The organism is Pseudomonas canadensis, assembly GCF_000503215.1.
Classification (GTDB): domain Bacteria; phylum Pseudomonadota; class Gammaproteobacteria; order Pseudomonadales; family Pseudomonadaceae; genus Aquipseudomonas; species Aquipseudomonas canadensis.
The window spans coordinates 100,274-113,687 of sequence record NZ_AYTD01000012.1 but is presented as its reverse complement, the minus strand read 5'-3'; the positions used below and the strand labels follow the sequence as shown (position 1 = coordinate 113,687).

General features: G+C 60.0%; 14 protein-coding genes. 9 read left to right on the top strand and 5 right to left on the bottom strand.

Annotated elements, in window-relative coordinates; all coding sequences use genetic code 11:
- Positions 1 to 129 precede the first annotated feature (129 nt).
- Complete coding sequence (locus U367_RS0108425) at positions 130 to 909, top strand: IclR family transcriptional regulator (protein ID WP_028616549.1); 780 nt, start codon at positions 130 to 132, stop codon at positions 907 to 909.
- A 186-nt stretch (positions 910 to 1,095) separates the two neighbouring features.
- On the opposite strand, the gene U367_RS0108420 is transcribed toward U367_RS0108425, so the two are convergent.
- On the bottom strand, positions 1,096 to 2,340 hold the full coding sequence (locus tag U367_RS0108420; protein WP_028616548.1) for a saccharopine dehydrogenase family protein: 1,245 nt from the start codon (positions 2,338 to 2,340) through the stop codon (positions 1,096 to 1,098).
- A 28-nt stretch (positions 2,341 to 2,368) separates the two neighbouring features.
- Positions 2,369 to 3,466, bottom strand: coding sequence for a carboxynorspermidine decarboxylase (locus U367_RS0108415; protein WP_028616547.1), 1,098 nt, complete (start codon positions 3,464 to 3,466; stop codon positions 2,369 to 2,371).
- A gap of 397 nt (positions 3,467 to 3,863) precedes the next feature.
- Here U367_RS0108415 and U367_RS0108410 point away from each other — a divergent pair, with 397 nt between their 5' ends.
- The 7 genes from U367_RS0108410 to U367_RS0108380 are packed head-to-tail and all read left to right on the top strand — an operon-like array spanning position 3,864 to position 10,679.
- Positions 3,864 to 4,883, top strand: coding sequence for a LacI family DNA-binding transcriptional regulator (locus U367_RS0108410; RefSeq protein ID WP_028616546.1), 1,020 nt, complete (start codon positions 3,864 to 3,866; stop codon positions 4,881 to 4,883).
- Complete coding sequence (locus tag U367_RS0108405; RefSeq protein ID WP_028616545.1) at positions 4,867 to 5,871, top strand: ABC transporter substrate-binding protein; 1,005 nt, start codon at positions 4,867 to 4,869, stop codon at positions 5,869 to 5,871. The genes U367_RS0108410 and U367_RS0108405 overlap by 17 nt, the downstream gene beginning before the upstream one ends.
- Positions 5,872 to 6,690, top strand: a complete 819-nt coding sequence (locus U367_RS0108400) for an ABC transporter permease (protein ID WP_028616544.1) — start codon at positions 5,872 to 5,874, stop codon at positions 6,688 to 6,690. It begins immediately after the preceding gene.
- Positions 6,687 to 7,481, top strand: a complete 795-nt coding sequence (locus U367_RS0108395) for an ABC transporter permease (RefSeq protein WP_028616543.1) — start codon at positions 6,687 to 6,689, stop codon at positions 7,479 to 7,481. The genes U367_RS0108400 and U367_RS0108395 overlap by 4 nt, the downstream gene beginning before the upstream one ends.
- On the top strand, positions 7,478 to 8,509 hold the full coding sequence (locus U367_RS0108390; RefSeq protein WP_028616542.1) for an ABC transporter ATP-binding protein: 1,032 nt from the start codon (positions 7,478 to 7,480) through the stop codon (positions 8,507 to 8,509). The genes U367_RS0108395 and U367_RS0108390 overlap by 4 nt, the downstream gene beginning before the upstream one ends.
- Positions 8,510 to 8,518: 9 nt before the next feature.
- Entirely contained in the window at positions 8,519 to 9,352 is an 834-nt protein-coding gene (locus tag U367_RS0108385) for a phosphodiesterase (protein ID WP_028616541.1), read from the top strand.
- A 7-nt stretch (positions 9,353 to 9,359) separates the two neighbouring features.
- Entirely contained in the window at positions 9,360 to 10,679 is a 1,320-nt protein-coding gene (locus tag U367_RS0108380) for an OprD family porin (RefSeq protein ID WP_028616540.1), read from the top strand.
- Between the two features lie 169 nt (positions 10,680 to 10,848).
- Here the strand turns inward: U367_RS0108380 and U367_RS0108375 are convergent, their stop codons facing one another.
- The 3 genes from U367_RS0108375 to U367_RS0108370 form a co-directional block, all read right to left on the bottom strand.
- Positions 10,849 to 11,307, bottom strand: a complete 459-nt coding sequence (locus tag U367_RS0108375; protein ID WP_028616539.1) for a GNAT family N-acetyltransferase — start codon at positions 11,305 to 11,307, stop codon at positions 10,849 to 10,851.
- On the bottom strand, positions 11,304 to 11,690 hold the full coding sequence (locus U367_RS01000000129950) for a GFA family protein (protein WP_032864159.1): 387 nt from the start codon (positions 11,688 to 11,690) through the stop codon (positions 11,304 to 11,306). The genes U367_RS0108375 and U367_RS01000000129950 overlap by 4 nt, the downstream gene beginning before the upstream one ends.
- A 71-nt stretch (positions 11,691 to 11,761) precedes the next feature.
- A complete protein-coding gene (locus U367_RS0108370) occupies positions 11,762 to 12,553 on the bottom strand; it encodes a hypothetical protein (protein ID WP_028616538.1) in 792 nt (263 codons plus the stop codon).
- 230 nt (positions 12,554 to 12,783) lie between these two features.
- Between U367_RS0108370 and U367_RS0108365 the strand changes: the two genes are divergently transcribed.
- A complete protein-coding gene (locus U367_RS0108365; RefSeq protein ID WP_028616537.1) occupies positions 12,784 to 13,392 on the top strand; it encodes a LysE family translocator in 609 nt (202 codons plus the stop codon).
- Positions 13,393 to 13,414 lie beyond the last annotated feature (22 nt).

Here is a 13,414-nt window from a genome sequence, read left to right as displayed (position 1 = left end):
AAATCGATATTAGCTATCAAAAATAGAAAAAATGAACCAGTCGTATCGATATGCGATTTTTAATGGTCTATTTTTGTCATTTAAGGTAGAAATATCGCCACGCCTGATCGACCTGACCGCGAGTCCGCCATGTCCGAAGAACGCAACAGTCTGCACAACCAATCCCTGGAAAAAGGCCTGTCGGTGCTCAAGGCATTCAGCGCGCAGCGCCGTAGCATGAGCCTTGCAGAGGTGGCCGAAGCCGCCGGCATGACCAAAAGCTCGGCCCAGCGCATGGTGTTTACCCTGGAAAGCCTGGGTTACCTTCGGAAACACTCCCGCACACGGCATTACCAACTCACACCCCGGGTGCTGGAGTTGGGCTTCAGTTACCTGGATGCGCATTCGTTGATCGAAGTGGCCAACCCGTTTCTGTCGGAGCTGACGCGGTTGACCGGCGAGACGTCATGCCTCACCGAGCCTGCGGGCTACGACATGACCTATATCGCGCGTTTCGTCAGCTCAGGGTTTGTGCCGGTGCACATGCCGATTGGTTCGCGGGTGCCGATGTATTGCACGGCGTCGGGAAGGGCGTATTTGAGCGCGTTGCCGCAGGAGGAGGCGTTGGTGTTGATTGAAAACAGCCAGCGCATTGCGCACACCAGCCAGACGTTGACTGACGTCGGGCAGATTCTGGAATCGTTGCAACAGGTGCGCGAGCAGGGCTACGCGGTGAATGGCCAGGAGCTGTTCCTGGGCGATATGACCATCGGTGCGCCAGTGCTGGGCGCCAATGGCCGACCCGTGGCGGCGGTGCATGTGGTGGCGCCGACCAGTCGGTGGAGCAGGGCGGATGCCGAGCGGCAGCTGGCGCCGGCGTTGTTGCAGTGTTCGCGGGCGTTGAGCAATTCGGCACGGAACCTCGAGTAACTCCACTCTCACATCCGCTGCAGATCAACTGTAGGAGCCGGCTTGCCGGCGATAGCGGTGTGTCAGCTGATGCATTTGTTACTGACCCAACGAAATCGCCGGCAAGCCGGCTCCTACAGTGGCCGTGTGTGCCCAAAACAAAAAATGCGCCCCTAGGAGCGCATTTTTTTGGTCAGCGAGCGCTTATCAGGCAATCGCATCCCAAGCCCGATCACCGTTCTCGTCTTTAATGCGAGTCGGCAACCCCATCACATCCAGCGCTTTCAGGAACGGCTCGGCCGGCAGTTCCTCGACGTTGGCCATGTGCTTCACATCCCACTCGCCACGGGCAACCAGCAGCGCAGCGGCCACGGGTGGCACGCCTGCGGTGTAGGAGATGCCCTGGCTGTCGGTTTCGGCAAAGGCTTCTTCATGGCAGGCCACGTTGTAGATGAACATCTCGTGGGGCTGGCCATTTTTGGTGCCTTTGACCAGGTCACCGATGCAGGTCTTGCCGGTGTAGCCAGGGGCGAGCGAAGACGGGTCGGGCAGCACGGCCTTGACCAGTTTCAACGGCACGACTTCCAGGCCTTCGGCGGTGGTGACCGGCTTTTCGGAGAGCAGGCCGAGGTTTTTCAGCACGGTGAACACGTTGATGTAGTGCTCGCCGAAGCTCATCCAGAAACGCACGTTGGGCACGTCGAGGTTTTTCGACAGTGAGTGCACTTCATCGTGGCCGGTGAGGTAGAGGTTCTGCGAACCGACGACCGGCAGGTCATCAGTGCGTTTGACTTCGAACATGGTGTTGCTGGTCCACTGGCTGTTCTGCCAGCTCCACACCTGTCCGGTGAACTCGCGGAAGTTGATTTCCGGGTCGAAGTTGGTGGCGAAGTATTTGCCATGGGAGCCGGCATTGACGTCGAGAATATCGATCGAATCAATGCGGTCGAAATGCTGTTGCTGCGCCAGCGCGGCATACGCGTTGACGACACCTGGGTCGAAGCCCACGCCAAGGATGGCGGTGATGTTCTTCTGTTTGCACTCTTCCAGGTGGTTCCATTCGTAGTTGCCGTACCACGGCGGGGTCTCGCAGACCTTGCCCGGCTCTTCGTGGATGGCGGTATCGAGGTAGGCAACGCCCGTGTCGATGCAGGCGCGCAGCACCGACATGTTGAGGAACGCGGAACCCACGTTGATGACGATCTGCGATTCGGTCTCGCGGATCAGGGCCTTGGTCGCTTCCACGTCCAGGGCGTTCAGCGCGAAGGCTTGGATGTCGGCGGGAATCTTGAGGCTACCCTTGGCCTTGACGCTGTCGATGATGGCCTGGCATTTGGAGATGTTGCGCGACGCGATAGCAATACGACCGAGTTCGTCGTTGTGCTGCGCGCACTTGTGGGCCACCACCTTGGCGACACCTCCTGCACCAATGATAAGAACGTTCTTTTTCAATTGCTTTATCTCTCCTTTATCCGCCAGCTTACGAAAGGCTGGACAGGTAGTCGTCGTAACCAAATTCACGAACCACCTCGACTGTACCGTCGAGTTGTTTCACTACGATGGACGGCATTTTCAGGCCGTTGAACCAGTTTTTCTTGACCATGGTGTAGCCTGCGGTGTCGATGAACGACAGCCGATCGCCGATGGCCAGCGGACGATCAAATTGATACTCGCCGAAGATGTCCCCGGCCAGGCAGGATTTGCCGCACACCATGAAGGTGTGTTCACCGTCGCTTGGCGCCAGCTTGGCGTTGAGGCGGTAGATCAGCAGGTCCAGCAGGTGGGCTTCGATGGAGCTGTCCACGACGGCGAGGTGCTTGCCGTTGTAGAGGGTGTCGAGCACGGTGACTTCCAGGGAGGCGCTGTTGGTGATCGCCGCTTCGCCGGGTTCCAGGTACACCTGCACGCCGTACTTTTCGGAGAACGCCTTCAGGCGCGCGCAGAACGCGTCCACCGCATAGTCTTCACCGGTGAAGTGGATGCCGCCGCCGAGGCTGACCCACTCGACCTTGTGCAGCAGCGCGCCGAAGCGTTCTTCGATGGTGCCGAGCATTTTGTCGAACAGGCTGAAATCGCCGTTCTCGCAGTTGTTGTGGAACATGAAGCCGGAGATCTGCTCGATCACGCCTTCGATCTTCACCGGGTCCCATTCGCCCAAACGGCTGAACGGACGCGCCGGGTCGGCCAGCAGGTAGTCGGAGCTGCTCACCTGTGGGTTGACGCGCAGGCCACGGGTCTTGCCCTCGGAACGTTCGGCAAAACGCTGCAGCTGGCTGATCGAGTTGAAGATGATCTTGTCGCAGTTATCCAGCATCTCTTCGATTTCATCGTCGGCCCAGGCCACGCTGTAGGCGTGTGCCTCGCCTTCGAACTTCTGGCGGCCGAGCTTGAGCTCATACAGCGACGACGAGGTGGTGCCGTCCATGTATTGCTGCATCAGGTCAAACACCGACCAGGTGGCAAAGCACTTGAGCGCCAGCAACGCCTTGGCGCCGGACTGTTCGCGCACGTAAGCAATCTTCTGCATGTTGACCAGAAGCTTCTGTTTATCGATGAGGTAGTACGGCGTTTTGATCATTTTTGAGAGCCTGCGGCGGTGCCTGCCAAAAAAGGACACGCATTGTGCCCGCACTTGGATCGAATCGAAAGGTTAGTGGGCGGATTTTGCTGCCCTTGGTTTACGAGCGTAGCGCTGGAGTGTGACTGTTCAGGGGCTGACACCGTTTTTTTGTAGTGAGCGGGCTTGCCCCGCGCTGGGGGGCGAAGCCGCCCTAAATCCAGGCACCACGATTTTTCTGGAGCTGCGCGACGTCCTTATTGGGGTGGCTTCGCCACCCAGCGCGGGGCAAGCCCGCTCACCACAGGTGCATAGCAGCAGTCCTTGGATGACATCAAATCGTCATGTTCTCGGCACTGAACTGCCACATTCCCCCGCTACTGTCCTCGCCAATGAGATCGATCTCAAGCGAGTGACAATGACTGACCTGAAAGACGTAGCCCGGCTGGCGGGCGTATCCCGCGCCACCGCCGCCCGCACTTTTGCTTCTCCCGACCAGGTGCGCCCGACTACCCGGGAGCAGGTGTTCGCCGCCGCCCGTGAGCTGGGTTTTCGCCCCAATCTGCTGGGCCGCCAACTGCGCCTGCAAACCACCCAGTTGATTGGCGTGGTGGTGCCCAATCTGCTCAATCCGGTGTTTGCTGAACAATTCCAGGCCATGGAGCGCGCCGCCCGGGCGCGGGGCTACAGCCTGTTGCTGGCGACTACCGACTACAGCAGCGAACGCGAATGCATTGTGGTGGAAGAATTGTTGCGCCAGCGCGTCGATGGCCTGGTGCTGACGGTCACTGATGCCGAGAGCAACAGCGTGCTCAGCAGCTTGAACACCGAACAAACCCCATTCGTGCTGGCTTATCACCAACCGAGCAACCCCAACTACAGCGCCGTGTCGGTGGACAACCGCGCAGGCATGGCCCTGGCCACGCGTTATCTGCTGGAAGCCGGCCATCGACGCATCAGCATGGTCGCCGGCCCTGCGCTGCAATCCGACCGTGCCCGCCTGCGCTACGCCGGTTATTGCGATGCAATGCGCGAATACGCTCTCGACCCCCGCCCGGTGATTGAAATGCCGGCCCATACCCAGGCCGAGTTCGCCGCCATCGAACCCTTTCTTCAAGGCCCCGATGCGCCCACCGCGCTGGTGTGTTCCAACGACTTCCTGGCAATCAGCCTGATCGCCGAACTGCGCCGCAACGCCTGGAACGTGCCCGAACAGCTGTCGGTGATGGGCTTCGACGGCATCAGCCTCGGCACCCAGATGCACCCAACCCTGTGCAGCGTGGTGCAACCCATCGCCTTGCTGGCCAGCACCGTGATTGACCAACTGCTGGCGCAAATCGCCGGCAACGCCCCGACGTCCCATTGCCTGCCTTGCCATATCCGGCCGGGCGACAGTACTCAACCCCACGAGGAAACCCTTGATGCGCGCACTCAGTAAAACCCTGGCAGCCGTGCTGCTGTGCGGTGCGGCCAGCCTGGCCCAGGCCGCCGAAACCGCGATCTGCTACAACTGCCCGCCGGACTGGGCCGACTGGGGCACCCAGCTCAAGGCCATCGCTGCCAGCACAGGCGTGCAGGTGCCGCTGGACAACAAGAACTCCGGCCAGTCGCTGGCGCAATTGGTGGCGGAAAAAGCCGCCCCGGTCGCTGACGTCGTTTACTACGGCGTGACCTTCGGCCTGCAGGCGCAAAAAGCCGAGGTGGTCGGCACCTACAAGCCCAAGGCCTGGGACCAGATCCCCGCTGGCCTCAAGGACCCGGCCGGCCATTGGTTCGCGATCCACTCCGGCACCTTGGGCATCATGGTCAACGTCGACGCGCTCGGTGGTTTGCCGGTGCCGCAAAGCTGGGCCGATCTGCTCAAGCCTGAGTACAAAGGCATGGTCGGTTACCTCGATCCCTCCAGCGCCTTCGTTGGCTACGTCTCGGCTGTGGCGATCAACCGCGCCCTGGGCGGTGACCTCGACAACTTCGCCCCCGCCATCGACTACTTCCAGAAGTTGGCGAAGAACGCGCCCATCGTGCCCAAGCAAACCGCCTATGCGCGGGTGCTGTCCGGTGAGTTGCCGATCCTGGTGGACTACGACTTCAACGCCTACCGCGCGCGCTACAAAGACAAAGCCAACGTCGACTTTGTGATCCCGAAGGAAGGCAGCATCAGCGTGCCCTACGTGATGAGCCTGGTCGCCAACGCGCCACACCGCGCCAATGCGGAAAAAGTCCTCGACTTCGTGCTGTCGGACGAAGGCCAGGCACTCTGGGCCAAAGCCTACCTGCGCCCAGTGCGCCCGATGAAAATGCCGGCTGACGTGGCCGCACAGTTCCTGCCCGACAGCGACTATGCCCGCGCCGGGGTGGTGGACTACGAAAAAATGGCCGCAGTGCAGGAAGCCTTCGCCGCCCGTTACCTGAACGAGGTCAAGTAAGTGGCAGCATCGGCAAAACATGCCGCCTGGGCGTTGGCCCCGGCCTTTGCGGTGCTGCTCGCGTTCTGGCTGCTGCCGCTGGCGCACTTGATGGTGCTCGGCGCCGAGAGCCGCGACAGCAACGGCAGCGGTTACTGGCAGGTGCTCAGCAGCGCGCAGTACCTGGGCAGCCTTGGGCAAACGCTGGTCCTGGCCGTGGTGGTGACGCTGGTGGCGCTGGTGATCGGCGGCATCAGCGGCGTGTTCCTCGCCCGGCACCAGTTTTTCGGGCGCTCGGCACTGGTGGCGTTGCTCACTTTTCCTTTGGCCTTTCCCGGTGTGGTGGTGGGCTTCCTGGTGATTCTGCTGGCAGGGCGTCAAGGTTTGCTGGCCTCACTGGGCCTGCAACTGGCCGGTGAACGATGGATCTTTGCCTACTCGTTGGCAGGGCTGTTCGTGGGCTACCTGTACTTCTCGATTCCACGGGTGATCCTCACGGTGATGGCCGCTTGCGAGAGCCTTGATCGTAGCCTGGAAGAAGCTGCGCACTCCCTGGGCGCCGGGCATTGGCGCGTGGTGTGCGACGTGATCGTGCCGGGTCTGGCGCCCGCATTGGCGTCCTGCGGGGCGATCTGTTTTGCCACGTCCATGGGCGCCTTCGGCACGGCCTTTACCTTGGGCACGCGACTGAATGTCACCCCGGTGGCGATCTACAACGTATTCACCAACTACGCCAACTTTGCCGTGGCTGCCGCGCTGTCGGTGGTGCTCGGCGCGGTGACCTGGGCCGTGTTGCTGCTCACGCGGCGCCTGGTGAAAAACGCGGGGACTGTGCTGTGAAGCGCTCATCGTTGTTTGTGCTGCAACTGCTGTTCACCCTGCTGGTGTGCGCCTTCATGTTGGTGCCGGTGCTGATGTCGTTGCTGGCGGGTTTGACCCGCAACTTCTTCGTCGGTCTGTCCAGTGGCTTGACCTTCGATTGGCTGATCCAGGTGTGGCAGGCCTATTCGCCCACCGTGTGGTTGTCGCTGCAATTGGCGCTGGCCTGCGCGGTGTGTGTCTGCGTGATCGGCGTGCCGGCGGCCTACGCCCTGGTGCGGATGAACAACCGCTTCAGCCGCGCCTTCGAAGAATTGATGGTGCTGCCGGTGGCGATGCCGGGGTTGGCCAGTGCGTTGGCGTTGCTGCTCACCTACGGCCAGTTCGGCAGCTTTCGCAGCAGTTGGGTGTTCATCCTGGTCGGGCATGTGCTGTTCACCTTGCCATTCCTGGTACGCCCGGTGATGGCGGTGATGCAACGCCAGCAACTGCCAGTGCTGGAAGAAGCGGCGGCCAGTCTCGGTGCGGGTCCCATCAAGCGCTTTTTCAGTGTGGTGGTACCCAACTGCCGCGCAGGAATCCTGGCCGGTGTGCTGATGGTAGTGACCTTGTCCCTGGGTGAATTCAACCTGACCTGGATGCTCCACACCCCCATGACCAAGACGCTGCCCGTGGGCCTGGCCGACAGCTATGCCTCGGCGCGCCTGGAAATTGCCAGCGCCTACACCCTTATCTTTTTGCTGATGATCGTGCCGCTGTTGATTGCGCTGCAGGCCATCAGTGCCCGTTTGTCCCGTGGAGAGCGTCGATGACCGCTATCACTATCCGCCTGCAAGGCTGTCGCAAGGCGTTCGCCGACGGCACCGTGGCCGTGCATGACTTGAACCTGACCGTCGAAGGCGGCGAAACCCTGGCGATCCTCGGCCCGTCCGGCTGTGGCAAAACCACCACCTTGCGCCTGATTGCCGGCCTGGAGCGCCCGGATCTGGGCCAGGTGTTGTTTGGCGATCAGGACGTGACGCGCCTGCCCATCGAGCGCCGCGATGTCGGCATGGTGTTCCAGAACTACGCGTTGTTTCCCAACCTGGATGTGGCGGGGAACATCGTCTACGGCTTGAAGATTCGCGGGATGTCGGTGACTGAGCGCAACAAGCGCTGCGACGAGTTGCTTGAGCTGGTGGGCTTGCAGCATCACGGCAAGCGCAGCATCCATGAACTCTCCGGTGGTCAGCGTCAGCGCGTGGCCCTGGCCCGTGCCTTGGCGCCGCGTCCGAAAGTGCTGTTGCTGGATGAACCTTTGGCGGCCCTCGACGCGCAATTGCGCGAACGCCTGCGCAGCGAACTGAATGAACTGCTGCGCGGCCTTGGCATCACCTCGGTGTTCGTCACCCACGACCAGGGCGAAGCCATGGCCCTGGGCGACCGCATCCTGGTCATGGAGCACGGCCGTGTCGCACAACTGGCCAGCCCGCGTGACATCTACCAGAAACCCGCCAACGCCTTCGTCGCGGGCTTCGTCGGCAACCTCAATGCCTTCACCGTGATCGAGCCTTCGGCCCATGGCTTGAAAGTCTGCGGCGGCGAGTTGCCGTGGCAGGCCGCCGAGCGGCCCAGCACGGTTTATTGCCGTCCCGAACACCTGAAGGTGATGGAGGGAGAAGGGCACTTGCACGGCCGTCTGTTGGCGCAGTTTTTCCAGGGCGCACAAAGCCGTTTGCTGGTGGATGTGGGCGGCCCGCAACCGCTGCTGGTCGACAGCAGCGACAACCAGCTGTACGCCGTCGGAGCGCCGATTGCCCTGGCGATTGCGCCACACATGTTGTTCACCCTGAATGCTTGAGAATCTACTGTGAATCGTCCGTTTCTTGTCGCGCAGATCAGCGACCTGCACCTTAAAGCCGGCCAGCGCCTTACTTATGGGGTTGTCGATACATTAGGCGCGCTGCGCCGCGCCGTCGATCATCTGAACGCCAGCCATCCGCAGCCCGATATCGTGGTGATCAGCGGTGACCTGGTGGACTTCGGCCGCGCCGATGAATACGCGGTGCTGCACCCCGAACTCGCCCGCCTGCACATGCCGTGCTACCTGGTGCCGGGTAACCACGACACACGCGCACCGTTGCTGGAGGCGTTCCGGGATCACGCCTATCTGCCTGTGTCCGCAGAGGGCCCGTTGGACTGGGTAGTGGACGAGCATCCGCTGCGCCTGATCGGTCTCGACTCCACCATCCCCGGCGGCCACGGCGGCCAGTTACTCGACAGCCAATTGCAGTGGCTCGACGCGCAATTGTCCCTGCGTCCGGATGCGCCGACCTTACTGATTTTGCATCACCCGCCGTTTATCAGCGGCATTGGCCATATGGACCGCGAACCGTTCATCAATGCGGCGGCGCTGGAGCAGGTCGTCGCCCGCCATCCGCAAGTCGAGCGCCTGCTGTGCGGGCACTTGCACCGGCCGATGCAACGCCGTTTTGGCGGCAGCTTGAGTTGTGTGTGCCCCGGCACCTCGCACCAGATCGTGTTGGACCTACAAGAAGCGGCGCCCGCGCATTTCAACCTGGAGCCGGCGGGCTATCTGTTGCATCGCTGGGAGGCGCAACAGGGTTTGATCAGCCACAACGGCGTATTCGGGGAATACCCGGGGCCGTATCCGTTTTATGACGCTCATGGGTTAATTGACTGAGGTTGTGATGAAAGCCACTTTGAATGTGTTAAGCGTATTGACCGGCAGCCTGGGCGTTGCCCTGAGCCCTTTGGCGTCGGCTGATTTCTTGAGCGACAGCAAAGCCAACTTGAGCCTGCGCAATTTCTACTTCAACAACGACAACCGGGATGGCACCGCCGCACCGTCGAAGACCGAAGAGTGGGGCCAGGCGTTTATCCTCAACTATCAATCGGGCTTCACCGACGGCACCGTGGGTTTTGGTCTCGACGCGATCGGCATGCTCGGCATCACCCTGGACAGCGGTGCCGGCCGCCACGTGGGCAGCTCGATGATCCCCAACGACGACGGCAAGGCCACCGACAACTGGGCCCGTGGCGGCGCCACGGCCAAGGCCCGTTTTGCCAAGAGCGAACTGCGCTACGGCTACCTGCGGCCGAACCTACCTATCCTGGTGAGCAACGACGGCCGCCTGTTGCCGCAATCGTTCGAAGGTGGGCAAATCACCAGCAAGGACATCGACAACCTGACCCTGATCGGCGGCCAACTGCAACACACCACCGGCCGTGGCTCCAGCGACCGCAGTGGTCTGGCAGCGGCGGGTGGCACCCAGGAAAGCAACAAGTTCAATTTCGCCGGTGCCGATTACCAGGTGACCAAGGACCTGATGGTCCAGTACTACTACGCCAACCTCGAAGACTATTACCAACAGCACTTCGCCGGGCTGATCCACGTATTGCCCCTGGGCGACTACGGCTCGTTGAAAACCGACCTGCGCTACTTCAAGACCACCGCCGACGGCAAGAACAGCAGCGCCGCCGGCCGTGCCGAAGGTTACAAACTCGGCGGCTATACCAAGAACGGCACCGGTGAAATCGACAACAACACCTGGAGCGCGGCGTTCATCTACTCCCTGGGCCCGCACGCGATCACCGCCGGGTACCAGCAGGTCTCGGACGACAGCAACTTCGCCCAACTCAACCAGGGCGGCCTGGTGAACAAAGGGGAGGGCGGTTCCAGCCTGTATCTCTACACCGACCGTACCGTGCAGACTTTCATCCAGGCCGGCGAGCGCACCGCTTTTGCGCAATACGCCTATGACTTCGCGTCACTCGGCGTGCCGGGGTTGAAGGCGTCGGTGATGTACCTGAAGGGCGACCACATCCTTACCGCCAGTGGCAACGACGCGAGCGAGTGGGAGCGGGATATCGCGCTGGATTACGTGGTGCAGAGCGGCACCTTCAAGAACGTTGGGTTTGGCTGGCGCAACGGTGTGTCGCGCAGTGACGTGGCGCGGGACCAGGATCAGAATCGGGTGTTTGTGAATTACTCGATTCCGTTGATGTAACGACCTTTCAAGCACTGCAAAACCCACTGTGGGAGCCGTCGAGCCCCAGCGAGGCCGCGATGACGGCGGCACTGCCGATAGAGATGCCGCTGCCACACCACCATCGTAGCCTCGCTGAAGCTCGACGATCCCCATTTTATTGTGTGTTGCGGAGCCGGCAGCATCCGTTTCAGCCGTTTTTCAAGATTTTTACGTGGGTGGCGGTGTCATCAGCCACCTGCTCAAAACCGCATCGAAGATAAAAAGCTGCGGCCTCAGATGTGTCGGTGGACAGACGTACTTTGTGAAAATGCACGGCAGCATTTTCCAGTAGCTGCACCACCAAGGCCCTACCAGCCTGTCGCCCACGGTAAGTACGTTCTACGTATACCCGGCGAAGCCGTCCAACTCCTGATCCCGCGACGAGATCACAAGAAAGACCGCCGACGGCGATCAACTGCCCATCACAAAACATTCCCAGAAAGCATTCGCCCGGCCGATCAAATCGATTGGAGCCGTCTTCCCACTCCGTGATCAATCGTGTCAGGAACCGGAAGCCTTCGGCGACTGCCTGAGCTTCGAGGGCTCGGATCTGCACCGGGAGCTGCTCCAGTTTGCGTATCGAGACGTTTGCGTTGAGCGGACTCAAAGGAACTGTCCACCAAGCCAGGGTGCCTTGGACTCAATGCAACTGTGCGCCTGGCTCTTTACCTTGAACGGGGTATCGAGCGTGCCCAGCGCAATCGAAATCCACTCTGGATACTTTCCTTCAGCGTCGCTCCAGAACAGCGATGAACCGCATTCCGAGCAGAATTGACGGGTGATACCTGGCGAAGATTCATAGCTTTTCAGCGTGTCACGCATAGCCCGGATCGTCACTTCTGATCGGCGCGCGCTGGCATACGTCGCGAACGCAGCGCCATGGCCTTTCTGGCATTTTTTGCAGTGGCAGTGGGTGACGGTCTTGAGCGGTGTCGAAACGTGATAAGTGATTGCGCCGCAGAGGCAACTGCCTTGAGTCGTTGTGTCCATAGGTGTTCTCGTTCTGTAAGTGCTGGCACGGTAACCAGAACGTACGCCAGCTTGACAGCAATTGACTGCCTTCACTCTCTTGAGCGCGAGGCCTCACACCTGACGACGTCGAAAGTGTTTGATTCAGGTTGATACACCGAAACAAGTCCGTCTGACAGGTTCGCTGATCGTTGGGATGGGGAAATGTTAGTGCAGTGCGATTTTTTAAAGTACTCGGTCGAAAGTACGACTTGTCTGGCAAGGGCAGCGGTCAGTGAACCTCTTTCTTCGAACGTACGAGTGGCCATGCTGGTAATGATGAAAATGACGAACAATCCCACAAACCTTGCAATGTACTTCCAGTCTCTCAGCTGTCGTTCGCCTTTCGGCTTTTCAAAGCCAACAAAGGCCCAATGCAAAAGCATAAAAACAGCAAGGAACGATGAGACCGCCAGCAGCCAGGAATAGAGTACAAAGAGGGTGGTCAGTGTAGACGAGGCCGCTGGAAGATAGCCCGGGTCTATTCCGGTAAAGTCATTGATAAACCCGTTGGCGTGCTGTTCAGAGTATTTGAATGCAAGCACGCCGATGATGCCCAACGCCCACTTGAACCACGTTTTTTCATACAGCGCTTTGAGCGTTGCCCAATACTCGATGACAACGGCAACGGTGCAGGTTGCTGCAATCAAATACGCACTGAATTTCGCAAAGGGATCTATCAGGTTTGCTCGAAAAATCAACACCGCTATGAAACTGGCGAACACGTAGCCGCCAAGAATATAAGCACTGACTAAGTAGAATTTTTCGTGTAGCGGGTAGCCTTGGAAGTTAGCCTTTATTCGACCAGTGACGTTTTGTTTGAAGCGGGAAACGGTTGCATTCATGTGGGAGGTTATTCTGAGTGGTTTTCTAACTCGACCGCGCTAAACAAATTGCACGGTTCAACCGGATAAACAGCAATCCTCGAGTCTGGGGACGTGATGAAATAGCGTCAATGGTTTTTGTGATATTGCTCTGGTCCTAGTAGATCCTCGCTCACGCCACCACAAACGTACAAGATTCGCCCTTCTCTCCCTCAGTAGACTCGCCACACTCTTTCTACTGCAGGTCTTCCATGGACATCTTCCTCTACGCCTTCAGCGTCATGTACAGCCCCGGCCCCGTGAATTTCATGGGACTCAACGCCGGGCTCACCGGCCAGTTCCGGCGGTCCACCGGGTTCTTCATCGGCGTGGGCTGCGCGATGCTGGTGTTGTTCGTGCTGTTCGGCTACACCGGCGAGGCGATCATTTCCCAGGCGGCGTTGCCCTATATTTCGTTGATTGGCGGTGTGTACACCTTGTACCTGGCTTATCAGGTGTTCACCGCGCGCACGGTGGTCGATGAAAAAGTCTCTACCGCACCGGCCAAGACCCTCACGTTCTGGAACGGTCTGGTGATCCAGTTGCTCAACCCCAAGGGCATCATGGCGGTGTTGCCGATCACCAGCGTCATGCTGCCGGCGGCGCATATCACCGGGGTGTCGATTGCGCTGGTGTCGGCGTTGCTGGCTTTTGGCGCGTTTGGCGCGCCGTGGCTCTATGCGTTGCTTGGCGCGATGCTGGGACGGCGGATCAACGGGGCGTCGGCGTTTACCGCGTTCAACCGCTGCATGGGCCTGGCGCTGGCGGTGTGTGCGTATTTCATGTTTCACGCGTTCTATGTGCATCTGGTCGCAACATGAGTGGACCTTTTCACCTCCACTC